The organism is Mesorhizobium sp. M7A.F.Ca.CA.002.15.2.1, from assembly GCF_003998715.1.
Taxonomy (GTDB): domain Bacteria; phylum Pseudomonadota; class Alphaproteobacteria; order Rhizobiales; family Rhizobiaceae; genus Mesorhizobium; species Mesorhizobium ciceri.
The window spans coordinates 1-11,860 of the sequence record NZ_RZPI01000087.1; the positions used below are offsets into that span (position 1 = coordinate 1).

The 11,860-nt window shown below is 62.6% G+C and carries 10 protein-coding genes; 6 read left to right on the forward strand and 4 right to left on the reverse strand.

Translation table 11 applies throughout. The features are described from left to right. Window positions 1-534, forward strand: a 534-nt coding sequence (locus ENZ74_RS07925) for an inositol monophosphatase family protein (protein WP_281059701.1), incomplete at its 5' end; no start/stop codon positions are given. A 14-nt stretch (window positions 535-548) separates the two neighbouring features. Here the strand turns inward: ENZ74_RS07925 and ENZ74_RS07930 are convergent. The 4 genes from ENZ74_RS07930 to ENZ74_RS07945 all read right to left on the reverse strand — a co-directional run bounded on the left by ENZ74_RS07930 (window position 549) and on the right by ENZ74_RS07945 (window position 4,531). Next, window positions 549-1,691: a DegT/DnrJ/EryC1/StrS aminotransferase family protein gene (locus tag ENZ74_RS07930; RefSeq protein WP_013532708.1), complete on the reverse strand. Its 1,143-nt coding sequence runs from the start codon at window positions 1,689-1,691 to the stop codon at window positions 549-551. Between the two features lie 247 nt (window positions 1,692-1,938). Continuing rightward, window positions 1,939-2,862 (reverse strand): carbohydrate kinase, encoded by a 924-nt coding sequence (locus ENZ74_RS07935; RefSeq protein WP_013532707.1) that lies wholly within the window; start codon window positions 2,860-2,862, stop codon window positions 1,939-1,941. Next, entirely contained in the window at window positions 2,859-3,305 is a 447-nt protein-coding gene (locus ENZ74_RS07940; RefSeq protein WP_013532706.1) for an RbsD/FucU domain-containing protein, read from the reverse strand. The genes ENZ74_RS07935 and ENZ74_RS07940 overlap by 4 nt, the downstream gene beginning before the upstream one ends. Next, entirely contained in the window at window positions 3,305-4,531 is a 1,227-nt protein-coding gene (locus tag ENZ74_RS07945) for an ROK family protein (protein ID WP_013532705.1), read from the reverse strand. The genes ENZ74_RS07940 and ENZ74_RS07945 overlap by 1 nt, the downstream gene beginning before the upstream one ends. Window positions 4,532-4,759: 228 nt before the next feature. Between ENZ74_RS07945 and ENZ74_RS07950 the strand changes: the two genes are divergently transcribed. From ENZ74_RS07950 to ENZ74_RS07970, 5 genes are all read left to right on the forward strand, one after another. Then, the gene (locus ENZ74_RS07950; RefSeq protein WP_024503693.1) at window positions 4,760-5,776 is read left to right on the forward strand and encodes a sugar ABC transporter substrate-binding protein; all 1,017 of its coding nucleotides are present in this window, start codon (window positions 4,760-4,762) and stop codon (window positions 5,774-5,776) included. A 159-nt stretch (window positions 5,777-5,935) separates the two neighbouring features. Further along, entirely contained in the window at window positions 5,936-6,997 is a 1,062-nt protein-coding gene (locus ENZ74_RS07955) for an ABC transporter permease (RefSeq protein WP_013532703.1), read from the forward strand. A 2-nt stretch (window positions 6,998-6,999) separates the two neighbouring features. Then, entirely contained in the window at window positions 7,000-7,782 is a 783-nt protein-coding gene (locus ENZ74_RS07960; RefSeq protein ID WP_023760533.1) for an ATP-binding cassette domain-containing protein, read from the forward strand. A 232-nt stretch (window positions 7,783-8,014) separates the two neighbouring features. Then, window positions 8,015-10,483, forward strand: coding sequence for a glycogen/starch/alpha-glucan phosphorylase (locus tag ENZ74_RS07965; RefSeq protein ID WP_013532701.1), 2,469 nt, complete (start codon window positions 8,015-8,017; stop codon window positions 10,481-10,483). A 108-nt stretch (window positions 10,484-10,591) separates the two neighbouring features. After that, window positions 10,592-11,860, forward strand: a 1,269-nt coding sequence (locus tag ENZ74_RS07970; protein WP_245470938.1) for an alpha-amylase family glycosyl hydrolase, incomplete at its 3' end; no start/stop codon positions are given.

Consider the following 11,860-nt stretch of genomic DNA (forward strand, 5'->3'; position numbering starts at 1 on the left):
ACCAAGGAATTCGTCAACCGCCGCACCGATTTCACCGTCAACATAGCGCTGGTTCGCGATGGCGTGCCGGAAGTCGGCGTCGTCTTTGCGCCCTGCGCGGGCCGCTTCTTTTCCGGCCTGCCGGGAAGGGCGGAATCTCTCGAAATCGATGGCGGCTACCAGATCGTCGGCCGCCGGCCGATCTCGGTGAGAAGGGCCGTGGCGCCTCTGGCCGTCGTCGCCAGCCGTTCCCACAACACGCCGGAAACCGAGGCCTATATTCGCGACCTTGGTGCCGCCGAAATCGTCTCGGTCGGTTCGTCCTTGAAATTCTGCCTTCTCGCCAGTGCCGAGGCTGATGTCTATCCGCGCTTCGGCCGCACCATGGAATGGGACACGGCGGCAGGCGACGCCATCCTGCGCGCCGCCGGTGGCATGACGCGCACGCTCGATGGCCAGCCTCTGGTCTATGGGAAGCGCCGGCAAAGCGACGACGAGGATTTCGCCAATCCGCATTTCATTGCCAGCGGCGGGGCAGGGGTCAGCCCCGCCTGAGAAGGCCCGGTAGCTTACTCGGCCGCTGCCTGCGCCGAATTCGAGCCTATATAGTTGCGGATCGTCTCGATGATGCGGTCCTGGTCGGCTTCGCTGAGATAAGGGTGCATCGGCAGGCACAGGATCCGCTTCGGCAGGTCTTCCGAAACGGCAAGGCCGGTCGGCGTGCGCGGATAATCGCGATAAGCGACCTGGGCATGCAGCGGCTTCACATAGTAGATGACAGACGGAATGCCCTTTTCGCCGAGATGCGCCCTCAGCCCGTCGCGCTTCGGCGTCTCGATGGCGTATTGCGCCCAGGCCGAACGGCTGCCGTCCAGATTGCGGGCGGCGGTAACGACGTCGCCAAGCCCATCGGCATAGCGCTGTGCCACGACCTGCCGGGCGACCATCTCGTCTTCGAGAATGGCCAGCTTCTCGATGAGGATCGCCGCCTGTATCGTGTCGAGCCGCGAATTGATTCCGACGCGGACATTGTCGTACTGCGTCTCGCCCTTGCCATGAAAGGCGAACGAGCGAAGCTGTTCGGCCAGCGCATCGTCATTGGTGAACATCGCGCCGCCGTCGCCGTAGCAGCCAAGCGGTTTTGCCGGATAGAAGCTGGTCGAGCCGACCGCACCGAAGGAGCCGCACATCTTGCCGTCGAGCGAACCGCCCATCGACTGGGCGGCATCCTCGATCACCATCAGGCCTTCGCGGTTGGCGATCGCCATGATCGCCTCGTAATCGGCGGCAAGGCCAAACAGATCGACGGGAATGATTGCCTTCGGCTTCAGCCTTCCTTCCTTCTTGATCATGGCAATGGCCGCTTCGAGGCTGGCAATGTCGATGTTGTAGCTGTGCGGGTCGACATCGACGAACACCGGCGCGGCCTTGGCCAGCGCCACCACTTCGGCGGTGGCGGCGAACGTGAAGCTCGGCACGAACACCGCGTCACCCGGGCCGACGCCGGCTGCAAACAGCGGCAACAGCAGCGCGTCGGTGCCGTTGGCGCAGGCCACGACATGCTTGGTACCGATATAGGCGGCAAGCTTGTTCTCGAATTCGGTGACTTGCGGGCCAAGAATATAGCGGCCCTCGTCAACGACACGGTCGATCGCGGCCTTCAGCCGGTCGCGGATTCGTTCGCGCTGCGCGCCAAGATCGATGAACTGCATGTCGGCCTCAAAATGGGTTAGCCAGATAATCGGCCGCTGGTACCAGAGTTGCGCTTGCCGAGAAAGCCGGGCAGGCGGAGCCCTAAATTGCGGAAGTGTCGCAGTCCGTTACCAGTTTTCCCGGCGAATGTCAGTCAGATGCCGGAAATCCGGGCTTCGTCGGGCGCCATCCCGCCCTTATAGCCTTGGAAAGAGCCCCTGCGAAACATAAAGTGATCGATTGGGCTCAACTTATGTTGAGCGTTGCTCAGGCGATTTCATGTCGCCAGGGTGGATTGGCGCCGGCCCGCGACACGGTCACTGCCGCCGCCTTCGCGCCGAGCGCCAGCGCCTTATGGATGGCGTCTTCCGACAGTCCGGAAATCGCCGCCTTCGTCAGCAGGCCTTGCTCGTGCAGCGAGGCGAGGATGCCGGCGTTGAACGTGTCGCCGGCGCCGACCGTGTCCGCCACCTCGACCCTTTCGGGCATCACCGTGACGGCGTGCTCCTTGCTGTAGCCGATCGCGCCTTCGCCGCCATGGGTGACGACGATCAGCTTCGGGCCGCGGTCCAGCCAGTTGCGGATGACATCCTCATGCGAGCCGGCTTCGCCGAACCAGTTCAGGTCTTCGTCCGACAGTTTCACGATGTCGGCCATCGCCATCATGGTGCGAATGCGCTTGAGGTGCTTGGGCTTGTCCGGGATGAAGTTCGGCCGGATGTTGGGGTCGAGCATCATGACGCGGCTTTCATGCTCGCGCCGCATGAACTCTTCATAGGCACTGCCGGCCGGCTCGGAAATCAGGCTGATGGCGCCGAACAGCATGGCTTCGATCTCGTTGCCGAGCTGCGGCAAATCGTCGATCGTCAGCATGCGTCCGGCGGTGTTCTCGTCATAGAAAGTGTACGTCGCCTGGCCGTTGGTGAGCTTGACGAAGGCCAGCGTGGTTGGCCGTGGCGAGGTGTGTGCATAGGTGGAACTGACCTTGCTCGCCCCAAGCGCATCCCGGAATTGGCCGCCGAACAGATCCGACGACAGGCCGGAAAAGAAGCCGGCCGGCGCGCCGAGCCGGCCAAGTGCGATTGCCGTGTTGAATACGGCGCCGCCGACATAAGGCGCAAAGGCCGGCTCGCCCGCTGTCGTCGTGCGCGGCAGCATGTCGATCAGGGCTTCGCCGCAGCAGAGGATCATGGCTTCTTGGTCTCCGGCGGATAGATCACGCCCTTGCGTATGATGATGTTGGCGTAGAGCCGCGGCTCGCTTGTCGCGACGATGGCATGCGCCGATTTGACCCGTGCATAGAAGTCGGCGCCGGCCAGCGCAACCACCTTGCGGCCTGGCGCCCGTTTGGCGCAGATCGCTTCGATCTCATGATGGACAGGATCGGCAAGCGAGGGATCGCCTCGGACCGAGGCGCGAAACAGCGCCTCCGGCACGGCGTCATCGACAGGCAGGACACTCAATATCGCATCGAGTACCGGGATAAGAGGGTGGCCATCGGCGCGTACCAGTCGGGTTGCCTGCTGTTCCGCCGGATAGTTTCCGTCGACAAGGGCGATTTCGTCGCCATGGCCCATGCCGCGCAGGATCGCCAGAAGCTCCGGACCGAGCAGCGCCGGGATTCCGATCAGCATCAGGCGCTCCTGGAAATCGTCGTCGAGCCGATCAGGAAGCGTTCGGAAAGTGGCAGGCTGGCGCCGCCGAGCGCCCGGGCATGGATACCGACGGTTCCCTCGCGAATGGCGGGCAGCTTCAAGCCTTCGCCGTCGATCGTGGCGATTGCCGCAATGATGGCGTCGACCAGCTGGCGGCGCACCGCCTTCGGCATCCAGCCGTCGATCACCGCCGCTTCGAAATCGATGATCGAGGATGCGGCGACGATGGCGTAAGCGAGCGCCCTTGAGGCGCTGGCGATCCAGCCGTCGAGTTCGGGTCCGATCTCGCCCCAGTCGTCCGGCGAGGTCCACAGATGCGAGGCCTCGATGCCGCGCGCATTGAGCGCCTTTTCGAGCATGGCGATGGAAGCGACATCGATCAGTTGGGTCGGCTTGCCGTCCGGCCCGGGCACGGGCATGGAGCCGAGCGCTCCGGCATTGCCGGTCGGGCCGCCGAAAAGCCGGCCGTTCAGCACAATGCCGCCACCGGCAAAGGCGCCGATATAGAAATAGACGAAGTCACGCGCAGCGCCCGCCTGCCCGAAGACGAGTTCGGCGCCGCAGGCCGACGTGGCGTCGTTCTGCAAATAGACCGGAAAATCGCATTGCGCCTGGATGTCGGCCCTGATGTCGCGGTGACGCCATTCGTCCATCACGTCGCGCGGGGCGCCGGCGGTATCGGCCCAGTTCCACAATTCGAACGGCATGGCGATGCCCAGCCCGGCGATGCGCTTGTCTTGCGCGGGCGTCAGCTCGCCGCGCATCTGCCGCATGCCGTTGCTGACGAAGTCCACCGTCTCGCGCGGCGCCGGGTAGCGATAGGAATGCTGTAGCATCGAACGGACATTGCCAAGGAAGTCGATCAACACCAGTTCAGCGCTGCGGCGGCCGATCTTCAGGCCGATGAAGAAAGCGCCTTCGGGATTGAGCGCCATCGGGATGGAAGGCTGGCCGATCTTGCCGCGCAACGGCGCCTGACGCAGCAGGAGGCTTTCTTCCTCCAGCTCGCGCATGATGACGGAAACCGTCTGCGCCGAAAGTCCGGTCATGCGGGCGATGTCGGATTTTGCCAGGCTGCCGTGTTGACGCACCAGCGACAGCACCAACCGCTCATTGTGGTCGCGCATGCCGCTCTGGTTGGTGCCGCGGTGAATGAGACTGTCATTCACCTCGGGCGAACCGTGCCTCGCAATGGCCGTTTCCACCCTGTTCCTCCCGTCGTTTCCCCTCAATGCTTTTGGGCCAGAATGGGTGAACGAAGCAATGCTGTCAATAATAAATAAGAGTGATTTAATTATTGACACGGGCTTCGGCCTGGTGTCTGTTAAGGCAGCGTCCACGCTGGGAGAATTTCGTTGGATGCGCTGCAGGTGCCGGTTGGCCGGCATCGGAATGGTTCCACTGGGAGGAAAATCGTGACCAATACAAAATTGTTGAAATCGACCGTGTTTGCCGCCGCGGCTCTGGGGCTGATGGCGTTTGCCTCGTCCGCATCCGCGGCCGGTGTCGGCGCCTGCCTGATCACCAAGACCGACACCAATCCCTTCTTCGTCAAGATGAAGGAAGGCGCGACCGCGAAGGCCAAGGAACTCGGCGTCGACCTCAAGACCTATGCCGGCAAGATCGACGGCGACAGCGAGAGCCAGGTCGCGGCGATCGAAAGCTGCATCGCCGATGGCGCCAAGGGTATCCTGATCACCGCATCCGACACCAAGGGCATCGTGCCGACCGTGAAGAAAGCGCGTGATGCCGGCCTGCTGGTGATCGCGCTCGACACGCCGCTCGATCCGATCGACGCCGCCGATGCGACCTTCGCGACGGACAATCTCGAAGCAGGCAAGCTGATCGGGGCCTGGGCCGCCGCCACGCTCGGCGACAAGGCCAAGGACGCCAAGATCGGCTTCCTTGACCTGACGCCTTCGCAGCCGACTGTCGACGTGCTGCGCGACCAAGGCTTCATGATGGGCTACGGCATCGATGTAAAAGATCCCAACAAGATCGGCGACGAGACCGATCCGCGCATCGTCGGCCATGACGTCACCAACGGCAACGAAGAGGGCGGCCGCAAGGCGATGGAGAACCTCCTGCAGAAGGACAACACCATCAACGTCATCCACACCATCAACGAGCCCGCCGCTGTCGGCGCCTACCAGGCGCTCAAGGCTGTCGGCCTCGAAAGCCAGGTGCTGATCGTTTCCGTCGACGGCGGCTGCCCCGGCGTGAAGTCGGTGGCCGAAGGTGTCATCGGCGCCACTTCGCAGCAATACCCGCTGCAGATGGCTGCACTCGGCATCGAGGCGATCGCCGCTTTTGCCAAGGACGGAACCAAGCCGAAGCCGACCGAAGGCAAGAACTTCTTCGACACCGGCGTCAACCTGGTGACCGACAAGCCGGCCACCGGCGTCAAGTCCATCGACACCAAGGAAGGCCTCGCCAAGTGCTGGGGCTGATGCCGTTCTGACCGGCATCCAAGGAACCTGAGCGGTCGGGGCTTGATCCCCGGCTGCTTCGGGTGGACGATGGCTCGCGTGACCGCGAACAATCCCGGCAGCAGACCGGAAAGGCGTGGACTGGCGTCGGCGTTTGGCTGAAGCCTACGGGGAGAAAACATGGCTCAAGCTCAGGAATTCGAGAAGGTTCTCTCGAGCAGCGACACCAGCGTTGCTGCTTTTGACGAGCACAAATCGGCCGTCAAGCGTATCCAGCATTTCTTGCATTCGACGCCGGCCGCGGTGCCGCTGATCGTCCTGGTTCTGGCGATCATCGTCTTCGGCATCACCATCGGTGGGCGTTTCTTTTCGTCCTACACGCTGACGCTTATCCTGCAGCAGATCGCCATCATCGGCATTCTGGGGGCTGCGCAGACATTGGTCATCCTGACCGCAGGCATCGACCTGTCGATTGGTGTGATCATGGTGATTTCAGCGGTGATCATGGGCAATTGCGCGGTCTCCTACGGCATGCCGAGCGCGCTCGCAGTGGCGATCGGGCTTGCCGCCGGCGCCGCCTGCGGGCTGCTCAACGGGGTGCTTGTCGCCTACATGAAGCTACCACCCTTCATCGTGACGCTTGGCACCTGGAACATCGTCATGGCCACGAACTTCATCTATTCGGCCAACGAGACGATCCGCGACACCGACGTCGATACCCAGGCGCCGCTGCTGCATCTCTTTGCCATCAGCTTCAAGGTCGGCACTGCGGTGCTGACGCTCGGCGTCATTGCCACGGTCCTGCTCGTGATGATCCTCTGGTACGTGCTCAATCACACGGCGTGGGGCCGCCATGTCTACGCCGTTGGCGATGACCAGGAGGCGGCGAAGCTGTCGGGCATCCAGACCAAGAAGGTGTTGATGACGGTCTACACCTTGGCCGGCCTGATCGCCGCTTTCGCGGCCTGGGTCTCCATTGGCCGCAACGGCTCGATCTCGCCGTCGGCTGCCGTCACCGACTACAATCTGCAGGCCATCACCGCGACGGTGATCGGCGGTATTTCCCTCTTCGGCGGACGCGGCTCCATCCTGGGCACGCTGTTCGGCGCGATGATCGTCGGCGTCGTTTCCATGGGCCTCAACATGCTGGGCGCCGATCCGCAATGGAAGGTGCTGCTCACCGGTGTGCTGATCATCGGCGCCGTGGCAGTCGACCAATGGATCAGAAAGGTGTCGGCATGACCATGACCCAGGAGCCCATCCTCACCGCGCGTGGCCTGATCAAGCGCTATGGCCGTGTCACCGCCCTCGACAATGCCGACTTCGACCTTTATCCCGGCGAAATCCTCGCCGTCATCGGCGACAACGGCGCCGGCAAGTCGTCGCTCATCAAGGCGATTTCCGGCGCGGCCGTGCCCGACGAAGGCGAGATCCGGCTTGAAGGCAAACCCGTCGCCTTTAAATCGCCGATGGAGGCACGCGAAGCCGGCATCGAGACCGTCTACCAGAATCTGGCACTGTCGCCGGCGCTCTCGATCGCCGATAACATGTTCCTTGGCCGCGAGATCCGCAAACCGGGTTTTCTGGGCGATTGGCTGCGTATGCTCGACCGTCCGGCGATGGAAAAGCGCGCCCGCGACAAGCTTACCGAGCTTGGCCTGATGACCATCCAGAACATCAGCCAGGCTGTGGAAACGCTCTCGGGGGGCCAGAGGCAGGGCGTTGCGGTGGCGCGCGCGGCCGCCTTCGGCAGTCGTGTGGTGATCATGGACGAGCCGACGGCCGCCCTTGGCGTCAAGGAAAGCCGCCGCGTGCTCGAGTTGATCCTCGACGTCAAGAAGCGCGGCCTGCCGATCGTGCTGATCTCGCACAACATGCCGCATGTGTTCGAAGTGGCCGACCGCATTCACATCCACCGGCTCGGCCGTCGCCTCTGCGTCATCGATCCCAAGCAATATACGATGTCCGATGCCGTGGCCTTCATGACCGGAGCAAAGGTTCCGCCCGAGGCAGCGCTGGCGGCCTGATACATGTCGCCCAAGTGCTGGAGGGTTGGCGGCACGGCAGGCACGGAACAGGAATTTGAAGCGCGTCGCGCGACCGTCTTGGCGCGTCACACTTGCGAATTGCCAAATTGCCGCAGGGGGCATGCCGGTTCGGGCATGTTTAAATCGATTGAATATATAGCGGTATCAGCTAGCATGGGCTGGGAGGAGCGATGAAAGCCGGTATGATCATGGCAACCGCACGAGAGGCATCATGACGAGCGCGATGACATCCGAACCCCTTCCTCCACTGCTCGAAAATCCTGATCCCAAGACACTCGCACGTGAAGTCTTGGTGGCCCTCAAATACCGGGTCGGCAAGGATACCGCCGTTGCGACCCAGTACGACTGGCTGACCGCCTCGATCAAGGTCGTGCGCGACCGGATCGTCGATCGCTGGATGCAGGCGACGAAGGAGGCGTACGATCAGAAGGAAAAACGCGTCTATTATCTGTCTCTGGAGTTCCTCATCGGCCGCCTGATGCGCGACGCCTTCTCCAATCTCGGCCTGATGGACAACATGCGCGAGGCCCTGTCGTCCCTGGGCGTCGATCTCGATCTCATCGCCGCACTCGAGCCGGATGCCGCACTTGGCAATGGCGGCCTCGGGCGGCTTGCGGCCTGCTTCATGGAAAGCATGGCGACCGTCGACATTCCCGCGCATGGCTACGGCATCCGCTATGCCAACGGCATGTTCCGCCAGGAGATTCACGACGGCTGGCAGGTCGAATTGCCTGAAACCTGGCTCGATCACGGCAACCCGTGGGAATTCGAACGCCGTGAGCGCTCGTTCGAGGTCGGTTTCGGCGGTTCGGTGGAATCGATCACCTCCAAGGACGGACGCCTCGAACGCCATGTCTGGAAGCCGACCGAGCATGTGCTGGCCGTCGCCTATGATACGCCCGTCGTCGGCTGGCGGGCCAACCGCGTCAACACGCTGCGGCTCTGGTCGGGCATGCCGGTCGATCCGATCCTGCTCGACAAGTTCAATGCCGGCGACCACATCGGCGCGCTCGCCGAAAGCAACAAGGCCGATGCCTTGTCGCGCGTGCTCTATCCCGCCGATTCCCACAAGGCCGGGCAGGAACTGCGGCTTCGGCAGGAATATTTCTTCTCCACCGCATCGCTGCAGGACATCGTTCAGCGCCATCTCAGCCAATATGGCGACCTGAAGTCCTTGCCCGACAAGGCTGCGATCCACCTGAACGACACCCATCCGGCCATCGCTGTGCCGGAGTTGATGCGCCTGTTGATGGACGTCCACGGCATGGACTTCGATCAGGCCTGGGACATCACCCAGCGCACCTTCGGCTACACCAACCACACGCTGCTGCCCGAGGCACTGGAAAGCTGGCCGGTGCCGCTGTTCGAGCGGCTTTTGCCGCGCCACATGCAGATCGTCTATGCCATCAACGCTGAAGTGCTTCTGGAGGCGCGTGCGTCCAACCAGTTCTCGGACGAGCAGATCGGCCGCATCTCGCTGATCCAGGAAAATGGCGACCGCCGGGTGCGCATGGGCAATCTGGCCTTTGTCGGTTCGCACTCGATCAACGGCGTTTCGGCGCTTCACACCGACCTGATGAAGGAGACGGTGTTCGCCGATCTGCACAAGCTCTATCCCGATCGCATCAACAACAAGACCAACGGCATCACGCCGCGGCGCTGGCTGATCCAGTGTAATCCCGGGCTGACGTCGCTTGCCCGCGAGGCGATCGGCGACCGCTTTCTCGATGACATCGACGCCATCAAGGATCTCGACGGTTTCGCCGGCGATGCCGCCTTTCGCGACAAGTTCGCCGCCGTCAAGCGAGCCAACAAGGCGCGGCTGGCCAACCTCGTCGCCGACCGGCTCGGCATCAAGGTCGATCCCTCGGCGCTTTTCGACATCCAGATCAAGCGTATCCATGAATACAAGCGCCAGCTTCTGAATATCCTCGAGGCGATTGCCCTCTACGACCAGATCCGCTCGCATCCCGAGCGCGACTGGATGCCGCGCGTGAAATTCTTCGGCGGCAAGGCGGCGCCCAGCTACCACAATGCCAAGCTGATCATCAAACTCGCCAACGATGTCGCCAAGGTCATCAACCGCGATCCGGCCGTGCGCGGTCTGCTGAAGGTGGTGTTCGTGCCGAACTACAATGTCAGCCTTGCCGAGATCATGATGCCGGCCGCCGATCTGTCCGAACAGATCTCGACCGCCGGCATGGAAGCGTCGGGCACCGGCAACATGAAGTTCGCGCTGAACGGTGCGCTGACCATCGGCACGCTCGACGGTGCCAATGTCGAGATCAAGGAATGCGTCGGCGACGACAACATCTTCATCTTCGGCCTGACCACCGCCGAGGTCGCCGAGCGGCGCAACAACGGCTACGATCCGCGCGCCGTCATCGAAGGCTCGCCTGAGCTGGCGCAAGCGGTTGCGGCTGTTTCGTCAGGCGTCTTCTCGCCGGACGATCCGGAGCGTTACCGCGATCTCATCAACGGTCTCTACAACAGCGACTGGTTCATGGTTGCCGCCGATTTCGATGCCTATGCCGCCGCCCAGCGTGAGGTCGATGCGGTCTGGCGCAACAGTCCCGACTGGTACGCCCGGGCAATCCGCAACGTTGCGCGTGTCGGCTGGTTCTCCTCCGATCGCACGATCCGCCAATATGCGAAAGAAATCTGGAACGTGCCTGTCTGATGTGATTGCATGAGGCCGCAAACAATGTGGTCCCGGTGATGTGAATTTGAATGTTGGATTTACATCACTAGAAACAAACACTTGGTGCCCGGGGAGGGACACTGCCTGATGAAGAAGCCGCGCGCGACCGCTGCGACAAGCGGGCCGGATGGACTGGCGCCAGCCGGCGATGTTGCGGCGATTGTTGCCGGCACGCACGGAGATCCCTTCGCCGTCCTTGGTGTCCATGAGGTCGGCAAGAGCCTGTATGCCCGGTGCTTTGTTCCGAATGCCGAATTCGTCACCGCCTACACGCTGACCGGCACCATCGCGGGTGAACTGTCCAGGCGCAACGATGGCGGCTTTTTCGAAGGCAAGCTCTCGATCAAGAAGCGGCAACCCCTGCGCTATCATGCCAGGAACGCCGGCGGCGACTGGTGGCTGACCGATCCCTATTCGTTCGGTCCGGTGCTGGGCCCGATGGACGATTACTACATCGCCCAAGGCTCGCATCTCAGGCTGTTCGATAAGCTCGGCGCCCATGTCATTGATCACGAAGGCGCCACCGGAGTGCATTTCGCCGTCTGGGCTCCCAATGCGCGGCGCGTCTCGGTGGTCGGCGACTTCAACGAGTGGGACGGCCGCCGGCACACCATGCGAGACCGCCGCGACACCGGCATCTGGGAACTGTTCATACCCGACATCGGTGCCGGACGACCCTACAAATACGAGATCATCGGCCCCGATGGTGTGAGGCTGCCGCTGAAGGCCGACCCGTTCGCCTTCAAATCCGAACTGCGTCCGGCTACTGCTTCGGTCGTGGCGGTGCCGCCGGCGCACGAGTGGGGCGACGAGGCGCATCGCAATTTCTGGCGCAATGCCGATCACCGGCGAGAAGCCATCTCGATCTACGAGGTCCATGCCGGCTCCTGGCAGCTTCGCGACGACGGAACGTTCCTGTCATGGGACGAGTTGGCCGACCGGCTGATCCCCTATGTGGTTGAGACCGGTTTCACCCACATCGAATTCATGCCGATCTCTGAACATCCCTACGACCCGTCCTGGGGCTACCAGACGACCGGCCTTTACGCGCCATCGGCCCGCTTTGGCGACCCGGACGGCTTTGCCCGTTTCGTCGATGGCGCCCACCGCGCCGGCGTCGGCGTCATCCTCGACTGGGTGCCGGCACATTTCCCGGTCGACGCGCATGGCCTGGCCAATTTCGATGGCACCGCGCTCTATGAACATGCCGATCCGCGCAAGGGTTTTCATCCCGACTGGAACACCGCGATCTACAATTTCGGCCGCCGCGAGGTGGTGTCGTTCCTGGTCAACAATGCGCTGTTCTGGGCCGAGAAATACCATGTCGACGCGCAAACCGTCGACATGGTATTTCTC